The sequence below is a fragment of the Nocardioides sp. NPDC047086 genome, assembly GCF_040643685.1.
Lineage (GTDB): Bacteria > Actinomycetota > Actinomycetes > Propionibacteriales > Nocardioidaceae > Nocardioides.
Window position 1 is genome coordinate 67,931 of sequence record NZ_JBEYUV010000016.1, and the last position, 21,760, is coordinate 89,690.

The following is a 21,760-nucleotide window of genomic DNA, read 5'->3' on the forward strand; positions in this document are numbered from 1 at the left end:
AGATCATGGAGCCTGCTGCCTTCCTCGCCGAGCGAGTCGATGCCTACGACGCCGAGCTGACCGACCTGCGCCGGGACATCCACGCGCACCCGGAGCTCTCCTGGCAGGAGCATCGCACCACCGCGCTCATCGCCGAACGGTTGGAGAAGGCGGGCTGGCGGGTCGACCAGCCGTCGGCGACCGGTCTGATCGCCGACCTGGGCGCGGCCGGCCAGGGCTCGGGCGTCGTCGCGCTGCGCGGCGACATGGACGCCCTGCCCGTCGAGGACGTCACCACCGACATCTGGACGAGCACCGTCCCCGGGGTCGCGCACGCCTGCGGTCACGACGTACACACCACGGCGCTGCTCGGTGCCGGCCTCGCGCTGGCCGACCTGCATCGCGAGGCACCGCTGCCCGGTGGCGTACGCCTGCTGTTCCAGCCCGCCGAGGAGGTCATGCCGGGCGGGGCGCTGCACCTGATGAGCCTGGGTGCGCTCGACGACGTGGAGCGGATCTTCGCACTCCACTGCGACCCGACCGTGGACGTCGGGCGCGTCGGGCTCCGCTCCGGCGCACTGACCAGCGCGGCCGACCTGATCGACGTACACCTGAGCGGCACCGGCGGTCACACCTCGCGCCCGCACCTGACCGGCGACCTGGTCTTCGCGCTCGCCAAGGTGACCACCGAGCTGCCGGTGATCCTGAGCCGGCGGATGGACCCCCGGGCCGGCGTGAGCGTGGTCTGGGGCAAGGTCACCGCCGGCCAGATCCACAACGTGATCCCCGCGCACGGGTCCGTCGGCGGCACGGTGCGGATCCTCGACAGCGATGCCTGGAGCGAGGTCGAGCACGTCGTGCGCGAGGTGGTCGCCGAGATCATCGCGCCCTATGGCGTGACGGCTGCCGTCGACTACACCCGCGGTGTCCCGCCGGTCAGCAACGACGAGGAGTCCCACCAGATCCTCGTCGAGAGCGTCCGCGCAGTCCTGGGCGACCGGGGTGCCGTCGTCTCCGCGCAGAGCCTCGGCGGCGAGGACTTCGGCTGGTACCAGGAGCAGGTCGCGGGCTCGATGTTCCGCCTCGGCGTACGCACCCCGGGCGGCCCCACCTACGACCTCCACCAGGGCGACCTACGCATCGACGAGCGTGCGGTGGGCGTCGGCGCCAAGGTCCTGGCTGCCGCCGCCCACCGCACCCTGACCCCGCCGAATCTGTAGAAGCGGCGCGCCGAGAAATCACTTGTGGGCGACGAAACGGCAGTTTCGTCGCCCACAAGTGCAGTTTCGGCGGGGCTAGCCCTTCCGGTAGGGCACGCCGTCGGCCGCCGGTGCCCGCGAGTGCCCGACGAGCCCGGCGACGGCGAAGATCGTCACGACGTACGGCAGCATCAGCATAAACTGCGACGGAACCGGTGAGCCGATCACCGAGAGCACGGACTCGACGTTGGACGCGAAGCCGAAGAGCAGCGCTGCCAGGGTCGCCTTGATCGGGTCCCACTTGCCGAAGATCACCGCGGCCAGCGCGATGTAGCCCGCGCCGCCGGTCATCTCACGCCCGAAGGACGGCACCGAGACGAGCGTGTAGGTGGCTCCGCCGATGCCCGCGATCGCGCCGGCAAGCAGCACCGTGCGGTAGCGGGTGGCGATCACGTTGATGCCGACGGTGTCGGCCGCCTTCGGGTGCTCGCCGACCGCACGCACGCGCAGTCCCCACTTGGACCGGTAGAGGGCCCAGGCGACGAGGAAGACGGTGGCGTACATCAGGTAGACCAGCACCGTCTGGCGGAAGAAGATCGGGCCGATCACCGGGATGCCGGACAGCAGCGGGATCTCCAGTCGCGGGAAGTGGGGCGGGTTGTTGAGCGCCCCGGCGTTCTCCGAGAGGACCTGGGAGAACATGAAGCTGGTGACGCCGATGACGAGCACGTTGAGGACGACACCGACGATGACCTGCTCGACCCAGTAGGTGATCGCGAACAGCCCCAGGAGCAGCGCGACCAGCATCCCCGCGACCATCGCGGCCACCAGGCCCGCCCAGGGGGTGCCGGTCACGGAGGCGACGATCGCCGCGCCGAAGGCGCCGAAGAGCAGCTGGCCGTCGATGGCGATGTTGACGACGCCCGACCGCTCGCCGACGACGCCGCCGAGCGCACCGAACACGAGCGGCACCGCCAGAGCCAGCGCGCCGGCGAGCAGGCCGACCACGGGAAGCGTCTTGCCCGCGACCGCCCACGCCAGGAACCCGGACACCGCGATGACGGCGAAGGCTGCGACCAGCACCAAGGGAGTCTTACGGCCGGCGCGAGCGTTCCAGGCGGCGTACGCCGTGCACAGCAGGCACAGCACCACGGCCGTCCACACGACGCCGTTGGCGGGCAGCGAGATGTCGGGGATGGCGAACCAGTCGCCCTCGCGGCTCCACCGGAAGGTGGAGTCACCGGTGCGCGGGGCCACGATGACGAGCAGCGCCACCAGCACGGTGAACACGGCCATGACGATGGGCGTCTTCCACAGGCCCGGGATGCGCTCGGCGACGACGGGTGCGTCGGAGTCGACCGGAAGATCGGTAACGGACATGGTCCTCAGGCCTCCTTCGTGGGGAGTCGGAAGATCGCCTTCACCAGGGGCGGCGCGGCGAGGAACAGCACGATCAGGGACTGGATCACCAAGACGATGTCGACCGGGATGCCTTCGGAGGCCTGCATGAAGAAGCCGCCGGACTTGAACGCGCCGAACAGGATGCCTGCGGCCAGGATGCCGAACGGACGCGACCGTCCCAGCAGCGCGACCGTGATCGCGTCGAAGCCGATCCCGGCGTCGAGGCCGCTGGTCGCGCCGTCGGTCACCGAGCCGAGCACCTGGTTGACCCCGGCCAGGCCGACCAGGGCGCCGGAGATCAGGAAGGCGCTGAGGTAGGCGGCCCCGACGTTGATGCCGGCAGCCCTCGCGGCCGAGGGATTCTCGCCGACCGCGCGGAACCGGTAGCCGAGCGAGGAGCGGTTGAGGATCCACCAGACCAGGAGCGTCGCCAGCACCGCGAGCAGGAAGCCGGCGTGCAGGTTGAACTGCGGCCCGAGCAGGTCTGGCAGGATCGCCGACTCCGGCATCGGCGAGGACTTCGGGTTGCCCGACCCGGGCGCCTGGAGCAGCGACTTGCGGGTCAGGGCGTAGAAGACCAGGTAGTAGCCGACGTAGTTGAGCATGATCGTCACGATCACCTCATGGGCACCGGTGAGCGCCTTGAGGAGGCCGGCGATCCCGCCCCACAGTGCGGCGGCCAGCGCGCCGACGAGGATGGCCAGCGGCAGGTGCACGATCATCGGCAGGTCGAACTTGACCGCCACGAACGCGGCCGCGGCCCCACCGAGCAGCATCTGGCCGCGCCCGCCGATGTTGAAGAGCCCGGCGCGGAAGGTCAGGCCGATGCCGAGCCCGGCCAGCGTCAGCGGCGCGGCGAACTTCAGCGTCTCCGTGATCGGCTTGATCTGCTGGGCGAAGGTCCCGGCCAGGTCGTTGTAGACCGCACCCCGCCACAGCGAGACGTACGCCCCCGAGATGGCTTCCCACCCGTAGTAGAACGTGTCGGAGGGGCGGGCGAAGAAGTAGGAGAGCCCGTAGCGGACGTCCTCGTCGGTGAAGAGGATCATCAGCGACCCGACGAACATCGCGAGCACCACCGAGAGCGCCGCGACCAGCGCGTTGCCCGTGGTGATCTCGCGCATCGCCAGGTGCCACCGGCTCGCCTCGGGCACCCGGTCGGCGTCGGCGGCCGCGCCCTCCGCCTGCTCGGTGGGCTCTGTCTTCTCGGCCGGCTGGTTCTCCGGCCCCTTCTCACTCACGACTCGATCCCTTCAGGAGTCTCGCCGGCCATCATCAGGCCGAGGGCGTCGCGGGAGGTGTCGGCAGGCACGATGCCCACGACCCGTCCGCGGTAGAGGACCATGATCCGGTCAGCGAGGGCAGCGATCTCGTCGAGCTCGGTGGAGACCACGAGCACCGGGACACCGGTGTCACGCGCGGCCACGATCTGCTGGTGGATGAACTCGATCGACCCGACGTCCACGCCGCGCGTGGGCTGTGCCGCGACGAGAAGTCGCAGGTCGCGAGAGAGCTCTCGGGCGACGACGACCTTCTGCTGGTTGCCGCCCGACAGCTGCCCGGCCAGGGTCGAGACCCCGGGGGCGCGTACGTCGTACTCGGCCAGCTTCTCCTTGGCGAAGGTGTCGAGCTTCTTGAGGTTCAGCGAGCCGCGGGAGACGAAGGGCTCGTCGAAGCTGCGGTTGAGCATGAGGTTCTCGGCGATGGTGAAGTTGCTGACCAGGCCTTCGACCTGGCGGTCCTCGGGGATGAACCCGATGCCCGCCTCGAGCGCCTTGCGCACCGAGCGGCCCACGATCTCTCGGCCGTCGAGCTTGATCGAGCCCTCGACGTGCGGAGCCAGGCCCACCATCGCCTCGGTGAGCTCGGTCTGGCCGTTGCCCTGGACGCCGGCGACGGCGAGGATCTCACCGGCGTCGATGTGGAAGCTGATCGAGTCGACGTGGACATAGCCGTCCTCGTCGACCACCGTGAGGTCGGAGACGACGAGCGCGCGCTCGCCCGGCTGCGCCGGGTCCTTGTGCACCTTGAGCTCGACCGGGCGTCCGACCATCAGGGCTGCGAGCTCGGCGTTGGAGGCTTCCGGGGAGGCCTCGCCGACGACCGCGCCGCGGCGGATGACCGTGATCCGGTCGGCCACCTCGCGCACCTCGCGAAGCTTGTGGGTGATGAACACGATGCCCGTGCCGGACTCCTTGAGCTGGCGCATGATCGTCATCAGCTCATCGGTCTCCTGCGGCGTCAGCACGGCGGTCGGCTCGTCGAAGACGAGCACCTCGGCGTCACGCGAGAGCGCCTTGATGATCTCGACCCGCTGCTGCACGCCGACGGGGAGGTCCTCGACGAGCGCGTCGGGGTCCACCTGGAAGCCGAAGCGGTCGGAGATCTCCCGGACGCGCTTGCGGGCGGCGTCGAGGTCGAGCCTGCCGGCGAACCCGGTGGACTCGTGGCCGAGCATGACGTTCTCGGCGACGGTGAACACGGGGATGAGCATGAAGTGCTGGTGCACCATGCCGATGCCGGCGGCCATCGCATCGCCGGGACCCTTGAAGCGCTGCGGCTCGTCGTCGATGAGGATCTCGCCCTCGTCGGCCTGGTAGAGGCCGTAGAGCACGTTCATCAGCGTGGACTTGCCCGCGCCGTTCTCACCGAGGAGGCAGTGGATCTCACCGGGCTCGACGGTCAGGGAGATGTGGTCGTTGGCGACCAGGGAGCCGAAGCGCTTGGTGATGTCGCGAAGCGCGAGTCTCATGGCACGGATCATTCCTTGCAGGGTGGAGAGATTCCAGAGGTACGTCGCGAGGGGGCCGGGTTCCCGGCCCCCTCGCACTGCTCGTGAGAGCTAGATCATTCGGCCAGGTAGGAGTTGACCTTGATCGAGCCGTCCTTGATGCCGGCGGTGACTTCCTCGATCTCGTCGGGGAGAGTCTCGGACACCTTCGACTCGAAGTTGTGGAACGGCGCCAGGCCGACCCCGTCGTTCTCGAGCGTGCCGACGTACGGAGTCGCGTCGAACTTGTCCTCACCCGCGGCGAGGATGACGTCCTTGGTGGAGGTCTTCATGTTCTTCAGGATGGACGTGAGCACGACGTCCTGGGTGTTCGGGTCGGTCTCGTAGAAGTCGGCGTCGACACCGATCAGGGCGACCTCCTTGCCGGAGTCGGCGATCGCGGTGAGCGCACCCTGGTAGATCGGGCCGCCGACCGGCAGGATCACGTCGGCGTTCTGGTCGATGATCTGGCGGGCGGTGTTGGTGGCCTTCTCGTTGGCGACGAACTCGCCGGTGAAGGAGCCCTTCTCGCCGCCCTCGTAGCCGACGACCTTGACGTCCTTCTTCTTCGTCTTCGCGTAGTACTCCACGCCCTGCTTGAACCCGTCCATGAAGATCGTCACGGTCGGGAACGGCTGGCCGCCATAGGTGCCGACGACGCCGGTCTTGGTGTAGTCGGCGGCGACGTAGCCGGCCAGGAACGCGGCCTGGGCGGTGTCGTAGAGGATCGGCTTGATGTTCTCCGCGTCGGTCTTGCCGTCGAAGTCGGCGTCGGCCGCGTCGTCGATCAGGACGTACTCGGTCTCGGGGTTGGCCTTGGCGGACTCGATGGTCGCGGCCGAGAGCGCGAAACCGACGGTCACGATGGTGTCGCAGCTCTGTCCGACCAGACCCTCGAGGTTGGCGGCGTAGTCGTTCTCGCTGTTGGACTCGACGTCCTTGTACTTCGAACCCAGCTCGTCAGCGGCGTCCTTCACGCCCTCGAAGCTGAGCTGGTTGAACGACTTGTCGTCGAACCCGCCCGAGTCGGAGACGATGCAGGGAAGGTAGTCGCTGTTGCCTTCCCCGGCGCGCTCGGCCGGCGCCTCGCCGCACGCGGCGAGGGCGGCAGCGGACAGGACCGCGGCGACGCCGCCGGCGGCCGCCTTCTTGATGTTGTTCTTCACTGGTGCCTCCAGGTCGTTGCCCCGCGGACCGCGGAACAAAGGACATTCATGTCCGAACGTTCTCCCCAAAGACCGAGCATTGCCAGGGATTACGCGAACGGTTACCAACTTTTGATCTGGGCGAAGCCTAAGCCTCGTAGCTTGTGCTCGGTTGTCCGGACAGGCTTTAAGGTCGAACCATGACCGAGAAGCAGACGTACGCCGCAGAGGGCTTTGACTGGGAAGGCCTGCGTGCGCAGGCCGTCGAGGCCGCAAAACATGCGTACGCGCCCTACTCCAACTTCCGCGTCGGAGTCGCCGGATACGCCGACGACGGGCGCCTGCTCCAGGGGTGCAACGTGGAGAACGCGGCTTATGGGGTGACCCTGTGCGCCGAGTGCGGCCTGGTCTCCTCGCTGCACATGACCGGCGGCGGCCGGCTCACCCATGTGGTCTGCGTCAACGGCTCCGGCGAGGTCATCATGCCGTGCGGCCGCTGCCGCCAGCTGCTCTGGGAGAACGGGGGCGCCGAGCTGCTGCTGATGACCGTCTCGGGCGTGAAGCCGATGTCCGAGGTCCTTCCCGACGCCTTCGGGCCGGAGGCGCTGGCGTGACGAGCGTCGTCCGGTAGGGACCTGCGGCGCTCGCGCCTTACGCTGTCCACATGGCGGAACATGATGCGGTCGAGGTGATCCTCGCCAAGCGCGACGGCGGCGAGCTGAGCGACTCGCAGATCGACTGGACGATCGCGGCCTACACCCAGGGGGTGGTGGCCGAGGAGCAGATGTCGGCGCTCAACATGGCGATCCTGCTCAACGGGATGTCGCGGCGCGAGATCGCGCGGTGGACGGCGGCGATGATCGCGTCGGGGGAGCGGATGTCGTTCGACTCCCTGGACCGGCCGACCGCCGACAAGCACTCCACCGGGGGCGTGGGCGACAAGATCACGCTGCCGCTGGCGCCGCTGGTCGCCGCGTGCGGGGTGGCCGTGCCGCAGCTGTCCGGACGCGGGCTCGGCCACACCGGAGGCACGCTCGACAAGCTCGAGTCGATCCCGGGGTGGCGGGCGTCGCTGTCCAACGAGGAGATGCTGGCCCAGCTCGGCTCGGTCGGCGCGGTGATCTGCGCGGCCGGTGAAGGACTGGCCCCGGCCGACCGCAAGCTCTACGCGCTGCGCGACGTCACGGGCACCGTCGAGTCGATCCCGCTGATCGCCTCCTCGATCATGTCCAAGAAGATCGCCGAGGGCACCGGAGCGCTGGTGCTCGACGTCAAGGTCGGCGCCGGGGCGTTCATGAAGTCTTTGGAGTCGGCGCAGGAGCTGGCGCGCACCATGGTCGACCTCGGCACCGATGCCGGCGTCAACACGGTCGCGCTGGTGACCGACATGGCCACCCCGCTCGGCCTGACCGCCGGCAACGCGATCGAGGTCGCCGAGTCGGTCGATGTCCTCGCCGGCGGCGGTCCTGCCGACGTCGTCGAGCTCACCGTCGCGCTGGCCCGGGAGATGCTGGCCGCCGCCGGGGTGTCCGGTCCGGATCCTGCCGACGTGCTCGCCTCCGGCAAGGCCATGGATGCCTGGCGGGCGATGATCTCGGCCCAGGGTGGCGATCCGTCGGCACCGCTGCCGGTCGCCCGTGAGACCCATGTCGTCACCGCGCCGACGTCCGGCGTCCTCACGCGGCTCGACGCGATGGCCGTCGGTCTCGCCGCCTGGCGCCTCGGTGCCGGCCGCGAGCGGAAGGAGGACGCCGTCCAGGCGGGAGCCGGGGTCACCTGGCACGCTCGACCGGGCGACTCCGTCGCTGCCGGTGCGCCGCTGTTCACGCTCCACACCGACACGCCAGAGCGCTTCGACCGCGCACTGGCCGCGCTGGAGGGTGGCTACGAGATCGGGGACGGGGCTGCGTACGAGGCGACGCCGCTGATCCTCGACCGCATCGGCTGACGCGTCCCGCTGGTCGAGCCGGACGCGTCCCGATGGTCGAGCCGCGAGGCCGCCTGCGGCCGAGCGTGTCGAGACCAACACGGTCCCAGCGAGCGCGACAGGGACTGTGTTGGTCTCGACACGGATTCGTTCGTTCCTCACGAATCCGGCTCGACCGGCGCGGGGACCGGCGCGGGGACCGGCGCGGGGACCGGCGCGGGGACCGGCGCGGGGACCGGCGCGGGGACCGGCGCGGGGACCGGCGCGGGGACCGGCTCGACCGGCGGAGGGTGGGGGATAACCGGTCGCTTCGGGCCACTGCCAGAGGCCAGACTTCGGGCATGGAGATCGTCAAGCCACCCAAGGCCGTCGCGGGCGACAAGGTCGCCGTGCTGTCACCCTCGTTCGCCGCGCCCGGCGTGGCGCCGGCGATCCACGAGCAGGCGATGGTGAGGCTGGCCGAGGTGACCGGGCTGGTGCCGGTGGAGTACCCGACGACCCGGAAGGTCGGGGCGTCGGCGCAGGAGCGGGCGGCGGACGTGAACGCCGCGCTCGCCGACCCGGAGATCCGGGCGGTGCTGGCGACCATCGGGGGCGAGGACCAGATCACGGTGATCCCGCATCTCGACGCCGAGCTGGTCCGCAAGGACCCGAAGCCGTTCCTCGGCTACAGCGACAACACCAACCTGCTCAACTGGCTGTGGACCAACGGTGTCGCCGCGTTCCACGGCGGCTCGACCCAGGTCCACCTCGGACCGGGGCCGGGGCTCGACCCGATCCACGAGGCCTCGCTCAAGGCCGCGCTCCTCACCGGCGAGACCCTTGAGATCACCGAGCCGGGGGAGTCCGAGGACATGGGCCGCGACTGGAACGACCCGCGCGCGCTGACCGAGTACGGCGAGCGGGAGACGACCGAGCCGTGGACCTGGGCCGGTCCTGCCCGCAGGGTCACCGGCCGCACCTGGGGCGGCTGCATCGAGATCCTCCAGTGGGCGCTGACCGCCGGCCGCTTCCCGGCCGACCCGGGAGTGCTCGAGCGCGGCGTACTCCTCCTGGAGACCTCCGAGGAGCTCATCCCGGCGCAGGAGTTCGCCTGGATCGCGCGCTCGCTGGGCGAGCGCGGGCTGCTCGAGGCGATCGACGCGGTGGTCGTCGCGCGGCCGCCGACCAGTGACTTCGAACGACAGCCCAGCGCCGAGGAGCGTGCCGCCAAGCGTGCCGAGCAGCGTGACGCCGCGATCGAGACCGTCGCCCGCTACAACCCCGACGCGGTGGTCGTCGTCGGTCCGCCGTTCGGGCACACCCGACCGCAGTGGATCGTGCCGTACGGCGGCGAGATGACCGTCGACGGCACGACCCAGCGGCTGTGGGCCGACTACTCCTGAGCGCGCTCAGGACTCCAGCAGGAGCACGACCGACTCCGCGACGCACGCGGGCTTGGCCGAGCCCTCGATCTCGATCGTCGTCTTCACGACGAGCTGGAGGCCGGTCGGAAGCTCGGTGACCTCGCCGAAGGTGATGACCGGACGGATCCGGGACCCGACCAGGACCGGGGTGGGGAACCGGACCTTGTTGAGGCCGTAGTTGAGCTTCGCTCCGGGGGTCTCCAGCGAGTAGACGCTCACGCCGAGGTAGGGGATCAGCGACAGCGTCAGGTAGCCGTGGGCGATGGTGCCCCCGAACGGGCCCTCCTTCGCCCGCTCCTCGTCGACGTGGATCCACTGGTGATCGCCGGTGGCGTCCGCGAAGGCGTTGACGCGGTCTTGGTCGACCTGGAGCCATTCGCCGGTGCCGATCTCGGTTCCTGCGGCGTCGGAGACTTCTTCGAGAGTGGTGAATGTGCGCACCCCCGGAATCTAGCGGCATACGGAATAATGAGCCCATGGAACCGTCCGACATGCAGATCAAGGCAGCGCCGAAGGTGCTGCTCCACGACCACCTCGACGGTGGCGTGCGTCCCTCGACCCTCATCGAGCTCGCCGCCGAGGTCGGCCACGAGCTCCCCGAGGGCACTCAGGAGGATCCGGTCGCGCTGGAGGAGTGGTTCGTGAGCAGCGCGGACTCGGGGTCGCTGGAGCGCTACCTCGACACCTTCGCGCACACGCTGGCGGTCATGCAGACGCTGCCGGCGCTGACCAGGGTGGCTCGGGAGTGCGTCGAGGACCTGGCCGCGGACGGCGTCGTCTATGCCGAGGTCCGCTGGGCGCCGGAGCTCCATCTGGTCAACGGTCGCGAGCTGGACGAGGTGGTCGCAGCCGTCCAGGCCGGGTTCGACGAGGGCATGGCGGCGGTCGCCACGACCGGGAGGAAGATCGTCGTACGCCAGCTGCTCACCGCCATGCGCCAGGCCGCCCGCGCCGCTGAGATCGCCGAGCTCGCAGTCGCCTGGCGCGACCGCGGGGTCGCCGGGTTCGACATCGCCGGGCCGGAGAAGGGCTTCCCGCCGAGCCGGTTCCTGGCGGCGTTCGAGCAGCTGGCCGCGGACAACATGCGCTTCACCATCCACGCCGGCGAAGGCTTCGGGCTGCCGTCGATCTGGGAGGCGGTGCACCCCTGCGGCTGCGACCGGCTCGGTCACGGCGTACGGATCGTCGACGACATCACCCTCGAGGAGGGCGAGGCGCCGCGGCTCGGCCGGCTCGCTGCGTACGTCCGGGACCGGCGGATCCCGCTCGAGCTCTGTCCGCGCTCCAACGTGCAGACCGGGGCGGCGAAGTCGATCGCCGAGCACCCGATCGGGCTGCTCTACGACCTCGGGTTCCGGGTCACCGTCAACACCGACAACCGGCTGATGTCACGCACCTCGATGTCGGCGGAGATGGCCGGCATCGTGGAGGCCTTCGGCTGGGGGCTGCCCGAGCTCCAGCGGCTGACGACCAACGCGATGAAGTCCGCGTTCCTGCCCTACGACGAGCGGGTCGACCTGATCCACGAGATCAAGGGCGCGTACGCGGCCCTGTGAGTCGTTCGATGGCGATGTAGCCGTGCTTCGGGTAGACCGCGGTGCAGCCCTTGGCGACCGCGTCCGCGACGACCTGCGGCTGCACGCGCATGAGCGCCAGGCCCCGCTTGACCAGCACGAACGGTGGTTTGCGACGCTCGCGGAGGTCGCGGGTGAGCCGGCGCCAGAAGGTCACCGTCGGTGAGTGGGTGACGCAGTAGGCGGCGGCCAGCAGCCCCGCGTCGCGGCACTCGGCCACGATGTCCTGGGCGAAGATCCCCTCGGCGACGAAGAACGGCTCGTCGCCGAGGGTCAGCGACTGCCAGCCGGTGCGGCCGTCATGGGCGATGTCGTAGACAGGTACGTCGGCGGTGCCCGTCTCGCAGAGCGCCGTGATCGCCTTCATCGCGTCATCAGGGTGCCATGAGTCGGGGTGGTCCCAGTCGACCAGACCCGCGTTCGGGCCCTCGGTGATCCGAGGGAGCGAGGGGTCGGAGCCGTCCTTGTAGAAGTCGTCCAGCCGGAGGACCGGCAGACCCAGCCGCTCGGCGAGACGGGACTTCCCGGCCCCCGAGGGACCGGCGAGGACGATGACCTGAGCATGCACGGGAGGTGATTATCCCGTGAAAGAAACTTTTCTTTCAGTCGGCGGCGTCAGTAGCCCGCCGCGGGCGCCGCGCCGGAGAGCAGGGCCCGCGATCCGGATACGCCCAGCCGGGTTGCGCCGGCGGCGATCATGGCCTCGGCCTGCTCCAGGGTGCGGACACCGCCGGACGCCTTGACGCCCAGGTTGGAGCCCACTGTCTTGCGCATGAGCGCGACCGCCTCGACCGACGCGCCACCGGCCGGGTGGAAGCCGGTGGATGTCTTCACGAAGTCCGCGCCGGCCCGGACGGCAGCCTGACAGACACCCACGATCTCGTCGTCCTCCAGCGCGGCGGACTCGATGATCACCTTCAGCACCGTCGGGGCCGGAGCCGCGGCGCGGACGGCGGCGATGTCGGCCTCCACGTCGGCGTAGCGTTTCTCCTTGGCGGCACCGATGTCGATCACCATGTCGATCTCGTCGGCACCGGCCTCGACCGCGGCCGCCGCCTCGGCGGCCTTGACCGAGGAGAGGTGCTTGCCGCTCGGGAAGCCGCACACGACAGCGACCTTCAGGTCGTCGGGCACCGTGACCGGGAGCATCGACGGCGAGATGCACACCGAGTAGGTGCCGAGCTCGGCGGCCTCCGCGATCAGTGCCTCGACGTCGGCGTGGGTCGCCTCGGGCTTGAGGAGGGTGTGGTCGATCAGCTTCGCGATCTCTGCGGGGGTAGGCACGTGGTCAGCATACGAGGGCTAAGGTTTGCGCCGTGAATGACGATCAGCCCGAGGAGTGGTTCCGCAACTCCAGCAGCACCGTGTGGGGACTTCTCGCGGCAGGGGCCGCGGTCGCGGTCATCGTGATCGATGCCGCCACCGGCTGGCACCCCGAGACGACGGCCGGCGGCGTGCTCTTCGCTCTGGTGGCGTACGCCGCGTTCATCCGCACCAAGGTCGGGGTCAGCGAGGGTGACTTCGTGCTCCACCACCTCTTCTCGACGGTGCGTTTCCCGATGGCTGCGCTGGAGAGCGTCTCGGTCGGCCGCACCCTCGGTGCCTACGCGGGCGGCCGCACCTACGTCAGCGGCGCCGTCGGGCGTCCGATGCGGGAGGCGATCAAGGGCGCCAAGCGCGACCACCAGCCGCTGAGCAACCACGCCGACTTCATCGAGGACCGGCTCAACGCGCTGGCCCAGGACGCTCGCGACCGGCGCCGGATCAAGCGCGACTCCGACGAGCAGTTCGCGCTCGCCGAGGACGTACGCCGCAGCTGGGACTGGCCGCTGATCGCCATCACCGGTGTCGTGGCCGTCGTCTTCGTGACCTTGATTCTGCTCTGACACCGCTGGTCGAGCCGCCGGAGCCGCTAGGCGGAGGCGTGTCGAGACCAACACGGTCCCATCGAGAGCGGAGGTGACCGTGTTGGTCTCGACACGCTCGCTGGCGCTCGCGGCTCGACCAGCGGGGGGACGGCTCGACCAGCGGGGCGGGACAGCTCAACCAGCGGGGATGCTAGACGCCGAGGGCGGCGCGGATGTCGACTTTGAGAGCACCGAGAGCGATCTCGGCGTCGGTCCGGGCCTGCGCCAGGGCCTCGGGTGAGTCGACCGGCTCGACGACCTCGAGGTAGCACTTGATCTTGGGCTCGGTGCCACTCGGCCGCACGATCACCCGCGAGCCGCCGGCCAGCTGGTAGCGGATCCCGTCGGTCGGCGGCAGCCCGCCGATGCCGGTGGTCAGGTCGTCGAGCTGCTGCACGGCGGCTCCGGCCAGGGCGGTCACCGGCCGGTCGCGGAGCCGCTGCATCGCGCCCGCGATCTGGGCCGGGTCCTCGAGCCGGATCGAGAGCTGGGCGGTGGCGTGCAGGCCGTGCTCGACCGCGAGCTCGTCGAGCAGGTCGGCCAGGTCGCGGCCCTCCGCCTTCAGCGACGCCGCCAGCTCGCACAGGAGCAGCAGCGCGGAGATGCCGTCCTTGTCGCGTACGTGCTCGGGGTCGACGCAGTAGCCCAGCGCCTCCTCGTAGCCGAAGGCGAGCCCGGGCGCGCGCGAGATCCACTTGAAGCCGGTGAGCGTCTCGGCATAGGCCTGCCCGGCGGCCGCGGCGATCTTGCCGAGCAGCGAGGAGGAGACGATCGAGGCGGCGTACGTCCCGGTCACACCCTTGCGGATCAGGTGGGTCGCGAGCAGCGCACCGACCTCGTCACCGGTCAGCATCCGCCACTTCTTGCCGACGGGGATGGCGGCGGCGCAGCGGTCGGCGTCGGGGTCGTTGGCGATGACCAGGTCGGCGCCCTTCTTGCTCGCGAGGGCCATCGCCCGGTCCATCGCCCCGGGCTCCTCGGGGTTGGGGAAGGCGACGGTCGGGAAGTCGGGGTCGGGCCGCTCCTGCTCCTTGACCACGAGCGGCTCGGGAAAGCCGGCGAACCTCATCGCCAGCTGCACCAGGTCGCCGCCGACACCGTGCAGCGGCGTGTAGACCGTCCGGAGGTCGCGGGGGCCGCCTTCGTCGAGGAGTCCGACGACCGTGTCGAGGTAGCTGTCGACCAGGTCCTCGCTGATCGTCTGGCCGGCCGGGCCCTGCGGGACCGAGCTCACCTTGTCGACCGCCGCGATCCGCTTCGCGATCTCGACGTCGGCCGGCGGCACGATCTGCGACCCGTCCCCGAGGTAGACCTTGTAGCCGTTGTCCTGCGGCGGGTTGTGGCTGGCCGTCACCATCACCCCGGCGCTCGCGCCGAGTGCCTTGACGGCGTACGCCAGCACCGGCGTCGGCAGCGAGCGCGGCATCACGAGCGCGTGCAGGCCGGCTCCGGTCATCACCTCGGCGGTGTCCTGGGCGAAGACGTCGGAGTTGTGCCGGGCGTCGTAGCCGATCACCACCGGCCCCTGCGCGCCGGTGGCGAGCAGGTAGCGGGCCAGTCCCGCGGCGGCCTTGATCACGACCACCCGGTTCATCCGGTTGGGTCCGGCGCCGAGCGCGCCCCGCAGCCCGGCGGTGCCGAACTGCAGCATGCCCGAGAACCTGTCGGCCAGCTCGGCCGTGGCCCCCGGGGCGGTGGAGGTCAGGAGGCTCTCGAGCTCCGCTCGGGTCTGTGCATCCGGGTCGTCGGCAAGCCATTCCCGGGCCTGTACGACGAGCGCGGATTGATCTGTGGGGACCATGGATCCGACCCTAGGTCATCAGGTGGCGGAAGATGGAGGGGCTTCTGTCGTTTTGTGGTTGGTGTCTGCCGCCGACCCTTGCTTTGGAGGGTGTCATCGGCGGCAGGGCTTGGGGTCTGAGGGTGAACGAATTTTCGTTCGCCCCGCGCAACGGCTCCTGCCGAGGAGTGATGGTGCCGCGGCCACACTGGGGCGGCCCAGCCCAACCCCGAAGAGCGGTCCGCGACAAGGAGGGAGTCTCGCCAAGCACCAGACCCCGAGTGACTCAGATCCTGGGCAACAGATCGCCGAGAAGCGCACCCATCCGGGTGGCAGCGCTGCGGCCGGCCTCGAGGACCTCGGCGTGGTCGAGCGGCTGGTCGGAGATGCCGGCGGCCAGGTTGGTGACCAGCGAGATCCCGAGGATCTCCATCTTGGCCTCACGGGCCGCGATCGCCTCGAGGGTGGTAGACATGCCGACCAGGTCACCGCCGATGATGCCGGCCATCTTCACCTCGGCCGGGGTCTCGTAGTGCGGGCCGGGGAACTGGACGTACACGCCCTCGTCCAACGAGGGGTCGACCTGCTTCGCCAGCTCGCGCAGGCGCGCGGAGTAGAGGTCGGTGAGGTCGACGAAGTTGGCGCCGACCAGCGGAGACGTCGCGGTCAGGTTGATGTGGTCGCGGATCAGGACAGGGGTGCCCGGCGACCAGGACGGGTTGAGCCCGCCGCAGCCGTTGGTGAGCACCATCGTCGAGCAGCCCGCGGCCGCGGCGGTGCGCACCGGGTGCACGACCGCGTCGACGCCCTTGCCCTCGTAGTAGTGCGTGCGGCTCAGGAAGACCAGCAGGTTGCGGCCGCTCGCCGACCGGATCGAGCGGATCTTGCCGCTGTGACCGGCCACCGCGGCGGCGCTGAAGCCGGGTAGGTCGGTGGTGTCGATCTCCGTGTGGTCCTCGCCGAGCGCGTCGGCGGCGGGCAGCCAGCCCGAGCCCAGCACCAGCGCGATGTCGTGCTTCTCGACGCCGGTCTTCTCCGCGAGCGCGGCAGCGGCTTCCTTGGCGAGTTCGTAAGGCGTGGTCACTCGCCGAGTTTAGACCCGGCTCAGTCGTTGGACCGGCACGGCCGCGTACGCAGGGAGTGCACGTAGTCGTCCGGCGCCCCGGCCGCCTCTGCGGCATCGGCCAGCGCGCCCAGGTGGCGGGCGTCCGGGATGCCACCCTCGTACGTGTCGAGGACATAGGTCTCGCAGAGCAGTTCGCCGTCGAGCGCGGAGATCCGCACCTTGGTCTTGAAGTAGAGGCCGATGTCGGCCAGTTCCCACTTCTCCAGGGCTTCCATGTCCTGGTCCACGACGTCGTAGACCGCGACGAAGACCTGCTCGAAGGGGTCCGGGACGATCGTGGTCGTCGGTCCGTCGCCGAGCACGTTGTCCTCGCCCCCGAAGGTGAGTCGCCATCCGCCCAGCCATCCGGTCGTACGCAACGGCGAATGCGGACACCGCTCACTCATCAGCGCCGGGTCGAGATTGACGCCATAGGCCGCGTAGAGAGTCACGGGTCACGAGGTTACCGCCCAGTCCTCACCCGCTTGGGATCTATCTGGTATTGGCGGTCTACCCTTGGATGCGTGACCCACTTTGATGTTCTCGTCCTCGGCGCTGGCCCCGGTGGCTACGTCGCCGCCATCCGTGCCGCTCAGCTCGGCAAGTCCGTCGCCGTCGTCGAAGACAAGTACTGGGGCGGTGTCTGCCTCAACGTCGGGTGCATCCCGTCCAAGGCGCTGCTGAAGAACGCGGAGCTGGCCCACACCCTCAACGACCCGAAGGAGAAGCAGAAGTTCGGGATCGTCGGTGACGCCCACCTCGAGTTCTCCACGACCCACGCGCGCTCCCGCCAGGTGAGCGCCGGGATCGTCAAGGGCGTCCACTTCCTGATGAAGAAGAACAAGATCACCGAGATCGACGGCTGGGGCACCCTGACCGGCCCGAAGGCCATCTCGGTGAAGTCGCACGACGGCGCGTCGACGGACTACACCTTCGACAACCTGATCATCGCGACCGGTGCCACGGTCCGCAGCGTCCCGGGCGTGGTGCCGAACGGCCAGAACATCGTCACCTACGAGGAGCAGATCCTCGACGCCGAGCTGCCGAAGTCCATCGTGATCGGCGGCTCCGGCGCGATCGGTGTGGAGTTCGCGTACGTCCTGAAGAACTTCGGTGTCGACGTCACCATCGTCGAGTTCCTCGACCGGATGGTGCCGACCGAGGACGCCGACGTGTCCAAGGAGCTGGCCAAGCACTACAAGAAGCTGGGCGTCAAGGTCCTCACCTCTACCGCCGTCAAGGGCGTCGAGGACACCGGCTCGGGCGTGAAGGTGACCGTCGCGCCGGCCGCCGGCGGCGAGGAGACCGTCATCGAGGCCGACAAGTTCCTGGCCGCCTTCGGGTTCGCGCCGCGCGTGGAGGGCTACGGCCTGGAGAACGTCGGCATCGAGCTCACCGACCGCAAGGCCATCGCGATCGACGGCCGCGGCCGCACCAACGTCGAGAACGTGTACGCCATCGGCGACTGCACCGGGAAGTTCATGCTCGCCCACGTGGCCGAGGCCATGGGCATCGTCGCCGCCGAGACGATCGCCGGCGCCGAGACCATGGAGATCAACTTCGACATGGTCCCGCGGGCGACCTACTGCCAGCCGCAGATCGGCTCCTTCGGCTACACCGAGGCGCAGGCCAAGGAGAAGGGCTACGACGTCAAGACCGCGTCCTTCCCCTTCTCGGCCAACGGCAAGGCCCAGGGCCTCGGCGACGCGGTCGGCTTCGTGAAGATCGTCGCCGACGCCGAGCACAACGAGCTCCTCGGCGCCCACCTGATCGGCCCGGACGTCACCGAGCAGCTCCCGGCGCTGACCCTCGCGCAGCAGTGGGACCTCACCGCCGACGAGATCGGGCGCAACATCTTCGCGCACCCGACCCTCTCGGAGGCTGTCAAGGAGGCCATCCACGGCATCGCGGGTCACATGATCAACCTCTGATCCGACGTACGAGGCCCGGATCCGCGCGACCGCGGGTCCGGGCCTCGTCGCGTCCAGGCATCACCTGCGGGCGCTGAGCACCTCGTCGATGGAGGTCTCGCGCCAGGCGCGGAGCTCGTCGTGGAAGGCGACGGCGGAGCCGGGGTAGCCGGTGGGGGCGTCGGGGCGGCCCTTGCCCTCGGCGTTGTAGTAGCCCGGGGTGCACTCGGCGTGGAACCAGGCGTGCCTCGGGGCGCCCTTGGTGAGGCGGTGCGCCCAGGCGTCCTCGGCCTCTCGGGACGGTTCGATGATGGCGCCGCGGGACTCTGCGGCGGCGACGAGAGCCGCGGCGTGGACGGCCTGCTCGTCGAGGATGTGGCTGAAGTTCACCCTGCTGGCGTTGTGCAGCGAGCCCATCTTGAGCAGGTTGGGGAAGCCGCTGGACGCGAAGCCGTGCAGCGACCGCGGGCCCTCGTGCGCCCAGGCCCGCAGGAGCGGGACCCCGCCGCGACCGATCACCGGCAGCCGGCCCGAGGTGATCCCGGAGACGCTGACGGAGAAGCCGGTCGCGAAGACCAGCGCGTCGACCTCGTACTCGACGCCGTCCACGACCACGCCGCGCTCGGTCATCCGCTCGATGCCGTGGGAGTCGGCGGTGTCGACGAGGGTGACGTTCTCGCGGTTGAACGCGGGCAGGTAGCGGTCGGAGAAGGTCGGACGCTTGCAGGCGTAGCGGTACCAGGGCTGGAGCGCCGCCGCGGTCTCTGGATCCTCCACGATCTCGGTGACCCGCGCCCGGATCCGCTCCATGGTGGCGTGGTCGAGGGCCTCGTACGCCGCCTCGAAGTCAGGATCGTGGTCACGCCGGAAGCTCGGCAGCAGCTTCTCGAGCAGCGCCGCCGACTCGGTCCAGGCGTCGTCGACGAGGTCCTCGTCGATGCCCGCGACCGCCTCGCCGGAGACGAACCGCAGGAAGTTCTCGCGGCGCTCGGCAGCCCAGCCGGGGCGGTCCGCGCCGAGGTCGGCAGCGGTGATCGGACGCTGGCCGCGTACGCCGACGGTGGAGGGGGTGCGCTGGAAGACGTAGAGGTGTTCGGCGTCCTCCGCGAGCATCGGCACTGCCTGGATGCCGGTGGCGCCGGTGCCGACGATGCCGACCTTCCTGCCCGCGAGGCCGGTCATGCCGCCCTCGGCGGTGCCGCCGGTGTAGCCGTAATCCCAGCGCGAGGTGTGGAAGGTGTGGCCCGTGAACGACTCGATCCCGGGGATGCCGGGCAGCTTCGGCTCGGTCAGGGTGCCGGTCGCGGTGATGACGTACGTCGCCCGGAACTCGTCGCCGCGGTCGGTGGTCACCCGCCAGCGCTGATCGGCGTCGTCCCAGGTCAGCGAGGTCACCGCGGTCGAGAAGAGCGCATTCTCGTAGAGGTCGAACTTCTCGGCGATGCGCACGGCGGGTCCTGCGCGGCATCATCGCGGCCGGCGGCGGCACCGAGGAGGCGCTCGCGCCGGCGCTCGGGCTGCCGCTGGACAAGCTCGTCGAGATGTCCGGAGGCAGGTTCCCCGCCGAGGTCGTGGGACTGTTGGTCGGTGTCGCGGAGACCGGTGTGATCCCCGAGGGGGTGCCGACGGCCGAGGCCGCTCCGGTCGCCGCGGCTGCGGGGCCGGCCGTCGACCTGGGCGTCGAGATCGGCTCGCCCCAGCCCTGGGCCGAGGTGCTCACCGGCGGCCGGTTCGCCGGCCAGAGCGTGGTGGTCACCGGCGCCGCGGGCGGGATCGGGAAGGCGGTCGCGGCCCGCATCGTCGGCGAGGGTGGCCGGGTGGTCGGCATCGACGTCTCGGCCGAGAAGCTGTCCGCGACCGCGACCGAGCTGGGCGAGAGGTTCCATGCGCTGGCCGCCGACATCACCGCCCCGGAGACTGCGGCCGCCGTCCTGGCCGCGGCGGGGGAGCGGATCGACGCGCTGGCCAACGTGGCCGGCGTGATGGACGACGACGCCGCCCCGCACGAGATCGACGACACGATCTGGGCGCGCTGCCTCTCGGTCAACGTCGACGGCCCGATGCGGCTGATGCGCGCGGTGCTGCCCGGGATGCTCGCCGCGGGCGAGGGCCGGATCGTGAACGTGGTCTCCGAGGCCGGGCTCCGTGGCTCGGCAGCCGGTGCTGCGTACACGACCTCGAAGCACGCCCTGGTCGGTCTGACGAAGTCGGCGGCGTTCCAGTACGCGGGGACCGGGGTGCGCATCAACGCGCTCGCCCCCGGCGCGGTCGCGACCGGGATCCACGTGCCTGAGGGTGCGCCCTACGGATCGTCCCGGACGGCCGGGATGCGCGTCGCGATCCCGGGGATCGCCACCGCCGAGGAGCTCGCCGCGTCGATCACCTTCCTGCTCTCCCGCGACTCGGTGAACATCAACGGAGCCGTCGTCGCCTCCGACGGCGGCTGGTCGGCGGCCTGAGTACTAGACGCCGGGAGTGACCGGCCCGATCTCGATCCCGAGAAGGCCCCACGCCCGGCGGGCGGTGCTCTCGCGCGCCTCCGGGGTCGGCCCGTGCACCGCGCCGGAGACCATCGCGACGGCGAGCATGACGTCGTCGGTGCCGTAGGTCTCCCTCGGAAGCCGGTCGACGGCGGTGCGTACGCGATCGGCCAGGAAGCGGGCGCTCTCCTCGCCGCCGAGCCGGATGATGCCGACGAAGGCGGTCGAGTGGATCATCTGCCAGGTGACCACGCCGAGCACGTCGGCCAGCGTCGCATCGGGGCGGGCCGCGACCTGCTCGATGTCGCCCACGTTCTCCTCCAGCACCGCGGTGGCCAGGGTGAGGCGGTCGGGGAAGTGTCGGTAGAGGGTGCCCTGGCCGACGCCGGCACGCTTGGCGACGGCCGACATCGGGGCGTCGAGACCCTGCTCGGCGAGCACCTCGCGCGCTGCGGTGACCAGGAGGTCACGGTTGCGGACCGCGTCGCTTCGGGTCGGGTTGGTGGGGCTCGTCATCCCAGCAGGGTAGTGGTCGGCGGATCTCTTCCAGTCCTCCGTCCAATGCGGACAGGAACTGACCTGAACAACTCCTAGCGTTGGTGGTGTCAGAGGGAAACACCACCAAGGAGTCCATGTCATGAACGCAACCGCCACCTCGTCCCGCGAGCGTACCGACCTGCTCGAGACCCTGGCGAAGCACCGCGGCTTCCTCCGCTTCACCGTCCGCAACCTGACCGACGAGCAGGCCCGGCTCACCCCGACCGCCTCCGTCCTCAGTCTCGGCGGTCTGGTCAAGCACGTCGCCTCCGTCGAGCGGGGCTGGGCCGACTTCATCGTCCGCGGCGCGGTCGCGCAGGAGCTCACCCCCGAGAAGTACGCCGAGTTCGCCGCGGACTTCGTGCTCGCCGAGCACGAGACGCTCGAAGGTGTCCTCAAGGCGTACGACGACGTGGCCGCCGCCACCGACGAGCTGATCCGTACCGTCGACCTCGACGCGGACCACGCTCTTCCCGAGGCCCCGTGGTTCGAGGCGTCTGCCCGGTGGTCCAACCGCCGCGCCATCGCCCACATCCTGGCCGAGACCGCCCAGCATGCCGGCCACGCCGACATCATCCGGGAGACCATCGACGGTCAGAAGACGATGGGCTGATTCTGCTGTTCTTGGGGCGTGGAAGAA

The 21,760-nt window shown here is 70.0% G+C and carries 21 protein-coding genes; 9 read left to right on the top strand and 12 right to left on the bottom strand.

What is annotated here, in order from left to right; genetic code table 11:
• Positions 1-5: 5 nt before the first annotated feature.
• Positions 6-1,199: an amidohydrolase gene (locus tag ABZ796_RS13715; protein ID WP_357337506.1), complete on the top strand. Its 1,194-nt coding sequence runs from the start codon at positions 6-8 to the stop codon at positions 1,197-1,199.
• Positions 1,200-1,274: 75 nt separating this feature from the next.
• Here ABZ796_RS13715 and ABZ796_RS13720 read toward each other — a convergent pair whose 3' ends face one another.
• The 4 genes from ABZ796_RS13720 to ABZ796_RS13735 form a co-directional block, all read right to left on the bottom strand.
• Positions 1,275-2,558 carry an ABC transporter permease gene (locus ABZ796_RS13720; protein ID WP_357337507.1) on the bottom strand — a complete coding sequence of 428 codons (1,284 nt, stop codon included), beginning with the start codon at positions 2,556-2,558 and terminating at the stop codon, positions 1,275-1,277.
• 5 nt (positions 2,559-2,563) lie between these two features.
• Positions 2,564-3,820, bottom strand: a complete 1,257-nt coding sequence (locus tag ABZ796_RS13725; RefSeq protein ID WP_357337508.1) for an ABC transporter permease — start codon at positions 3,818-3,820, stop codon at positions 2,564-2,566.
• Positions 3,817-5,331, bottom strand: coding sequence for an ABC transporter ATP-binding protein (locus ABZ796_RS13730; RefSeq protein ID WP_357337509.1), 1,515 nt, complete (start codon positions 5,329-5,331; stop codon positions 3,817-3,819). Before ABZ796_RS13730 ends, ABZ796_RS13725 begins: the two co-directional genes overlap by 4 nt.
• A 95-nt stretch (positions 5,332-5,426) precedes the next feature.
• Entirely contained in the window at positions 5,427-6,515 is a 1,089-nt protein-coding gene (locus ABZ796_RS13735; protein ID WP_357337510.1) for a BMP family ABC transporter substrate-binding protein, read from the bottom strand.
• Positions 6,516-6,694: 179 nt separating this feature from the next.
• Between ABZ796_RS13735 and ABZ796_RS13740 the strand changes: the two genes are divergently transcribed.
• From ABZ796_RS13740 to ABZ796_RS13750, 3 genes are all read left to right on the top strand, one after another.
• Entirely contained in the window at positions 6,695-7,108 is a 414-nt protein-coding gene (locus tag ABZ796_RS13740) for a cytidine deaminase (protein WP_357337511.1), read from the top strand.
• Positions 7,109-7,158: 50 nt separating this feature from the next.
• Positions 7,159-8,442 carry a thymidine phosphorylase gene (locus tag ABZ796_RS13745; protein ID WP_357337512.1) on the top strand — a complete coding sequence of 428 codons (1,284 nt, stop codon included), beginning with the start codon at positions 7,159-7,161 and terminating at the stop codon, positions 8,440-8,442.
• A 320-nt stretch (positions 8,443-8,762) separates the two neighbouring features.
• Positions 8,763-9,806, top strand: coding sequence for a S66 peptidase family protein (locus tag ABZ796_RS13750; protein WP_357337514.1), 1,044 nt, complete (start codon positions 8,763-8,765; stop codon positions 9,804-9,806).
• A 6-nt stretch (positions 9,807-9,812) separates the two neighbouring features.
• Here the strand turns inward: ABZ796_RS13750 and ABZ796_RS13755 are convergent, their stop codons facing one another.
• The gene (locus tag ABZ796_RS13755; RefSeq protein WP_357337516.1) at positions 9,813-10,268 is read right to left on the bottom strand and encodes a MaoC family dehydratase; all 456 of its coding nucleotides are present in this window, start codon (positions 10,266-10,268) and stop codon (positions 9,813-9,815) included.
• A 35-nt stretch (positions 10,269-10,303) separates the two neighbouring features.
• Between ABZ796_RS13755 and ABZ796_RS13760 the strand changes: the two genes are divergently transcribed.
• Positions 10,304-11,383: an adenosine deaminase gene (locus ABZ796_RS13760; protein WP_357337518.1), complete on the top strand. Its 1,080-nt coding sequence runs from the start codon at positions 10,304-10,306 to the stop codon at positions 11,381-11,383.
• On the opposite strand, the gene ABZ796_RS13765 is transcribed toward ABZ796_RS13760, so the two are convergent.
• Positions 11,358-11,969 (bottom strand): ATP-binding protein, encoded by a 612-nt coding sequence (locus ABZ796_RS13765; RefSeq protein WP_357337519.1) that lies wholly within the window; start codon positions 11,967-11,969, stop codon positions 11,358-11,360. The two genes, ABZ796_RS13760 and ABZ796_RS13765, sit on opposite strands and share 26 nt — an antisense overlap.
• A gap of 47 nt (positions 11,970-12,016) precedes the next feature.
• Complete coding sequence (gene deoC, locus ABZ796_RS13770) at positions 12,017-12,685, bottom strand: deoxyribose-phosphate aldolase (protein WP_357337520.1); 669 nt, start codon at positions 12,683-12,685, stop codon at positions 12,017-12,019.
• Positions 12,686-12,717: 32 nt separating this feature from the next.
• Between deoC and ABZ796_RS13775 the strand changes: the two genes are divergently transcribed.
• Positions 12,718-13,287, top strand: a complete 570-nt coding sequence (locus tag ABZ796_RS13775) for a hypothetical protein (RefSeq protein ID WP_357337521.1) — start codon at positions 12,718-12,720, stop codon at positions 13,285-13,287.
• 172 nt (positions 13,288-13,459) lie between these two features.
• Here ABZ796_RS13775 and ABZ796_RS13780 read toward each other — a convergent pair whose 3' ends face one another.
• The 3 genes from ABZ796_RS13780 to ABZ796_RS13790 all read right to left on the bottom strand — a co-directional run bounded on the left by ABZ796_RS13780 (position 13,460) and on the right by ABZ796_RS13790 (position 16,645).
• Entirely contained in the window at positions 13,460-15,109 is a 1,650-nt protein-coding gene (locus tag ABZ796_RS13780) for a phospho-sugar mutase (RefSeq protein WP_357337522.1), read from the bottom strand.
• A 265-nt stretch (positions 15,110-15,374) separates the two neighbouring features.
• The gene (locus ABZ796_RS13785; RefSeq protein WP_357337523.1) at positions 15,375-16,172 is read right to left on the bottom strand and encodes a purine-nucleoside phosphorylase; all 798 of its coding nucleotides are present in this window, start codon (positions 16,170-16,172) and stop codon (positions 15,375-15,377) included.
• Positions 16,173-16,192: 20 nt separating this feature from the next.
• Entirely contained in the window at positions 16,193-16,645 is a 453-nt protein-coding gene (locus ABZ796_RS13790; RefSeq protein WP_357337524.1) for a gamma-glutamylcyclotransferase family protein, read from the bottom strand.
• Between the two features lie 72 nt (positions 16,646-16,717).
• On the opposite strand from ABZ796_RS13790, the gene lpdA reads away from it, so the two are divergent.
• Positions 16,718-18,124 carry a dihydrolipoyl dehydrogenase gene (gene lpdA / locus ABZ796_RS13795; protein ID WP_357337525.1) on the top strand — a complete coding sequence of 469 codons (1,407 nt, stop codon included), beginning with the start codon at positions 16,718-16,720 and terminating at the stop codon, positions 18,122-18,124.
• A 60-nt stretch (positions 18,125-18,184) separates the two neighbouring features.
• Here lpdA and ABZ796_RS13800 read toward each other — a convergent pair whose 3' ends face one another.
• Entirely contained in the window at positions 18,185-19,552 is a 1,368-nt protein-coding gene (locus ABZ796_RS13800) for an NAD(P)/FAD-dependent oxidoreductase (protein ID WP_357337527.1), read from the bottom strand.
• A 92-nt stretch (positions 19,553-19,644) separates the two neighbouring features.
• On the opposite strand from ABZ796_RS13800, the gene ABZ796_RS13805 reads away from it, so the two are divergent.
• Positions 19,645-20,562, top strand: a complete 918-nt coding sequence (locus ABZ796_RS13805) for an SDR family NAD(P)-dependent oxidoreductase (protein ID WP_357337529.1) — start codon at positions 19,645-19,647, stop codon at positions 20,560-20,562.
• Positions 20,563-20,565: 3 nt separating this feature from the next.
• Here the strand turns inward: ABZ796_RS13805 and ABZ796_RS13810 are convergent, their stop codons facing one another.
• Positions 20,566-21,099: a helix-turn-helix domain-containing protein gene (locus ABZ796_RS13810; protein ID WP_357337530.1), complete on the bottom strand. Its 534-nt coding sequence runs from the start codon at positions 21,097-21,099 to the stop codon at positions 20,566-20,568.
• A gap of 121 nt (positions 21,100-21,220) precedes the next feature.
• On the opposite strand from ABZ796_RS13810, the gene ABZ796_RS13815 reads away from it, so the two are divergent.
• On the top strand, positions 21,221-21,733 hold the full coding sequence (locus ABZ796_RS13815) for a DinB family protein (RefSeq protein WP_357337532.1): 513 nt from the start codon (positions 21,221-21,223) through the stop codon (positions 21,731-21,733).
• The last annotated feature ends 27 nt before the right edge of the window (positions 21,734-21,760 follow it).

Coding starts and splice junctions, on each gene's coding strand:
- ABZ796_RS13720 (WP_357337507.1), bottom strand. CDS start 2,558: ATGTCCGTTACCGATCTTCCGGTCGACTCCGACGCACCCGTCGTCGCC.
- ABZ796_RS13815 (WP_357337532.1), top strand. CDS start 21,221: ATGAACGCAACCGCCACCTCGTCCCGCGAGCGTACCGACCTGCTCGAG.
- ABZ796_RS13715 (WP_357337506.1), top strand. CDS start 6: ATGGAGCCTGCTGCCTTCCTCGCCGAGCGAGTCGATGCCTACGACGCC.
- ABZ796_RS13750 (WP_357337514.1), top strand. CDS start 8,763: ATGGAGATCGTCAAGCCACCCAAGGCCGTCGCGGGCGACAAGGTCGCC.
- ABZ796_RS13780 (WP_357337522.1), bottom strand. CDS start 15,109: ATGGTCCCCACAGATCAATCCGCGCTCGTCGTACAGGCCCGGGAATGG.
- ABZ796_RS13730 (WP_357337509.1), bottom strand. CDS start 5,331: ATGAGACTCGCGCTTCGCGACATCACCAAGCGCTTCGGCTCCCTGGTC.
- ABZ796_RS13740 (WP_357337511.1), top strand. CDS start 6,695: ATGACCGAGAAGCAGACGTACGCCGCAGAGGGCTTTGACTGGGAAGGC.
- ABZ796_RS13745 (WP_357337512.1), top strand. CDS start 7,159: ATGGCGGAACATGATGCGGTCGAGGTGATCCTCGCCAAGCGCGACGGC.
- ABZ796_RS13810 (WP_357337530.1), bottom strand. CDS start 21,099: ATGACGAGCCCCACCAACCCGACCCGAAGCGACGCGGTCCGCAACCGT.
- ABZ796_RS13805 (WP_357337529.1), top strand. CDS start 19,645: ATGTCCGGAGGCAGGTTCCCCGCCGAGGTCGTGGGACTGTTGGTCGGT.
- ABZ796_RS13760 (WP_357337518.1), top strand. CDS start 10,304: ATGGAACCGTCCGACATGCAGATCAAGGCAGCGCCGAAGGTGCTGCTC.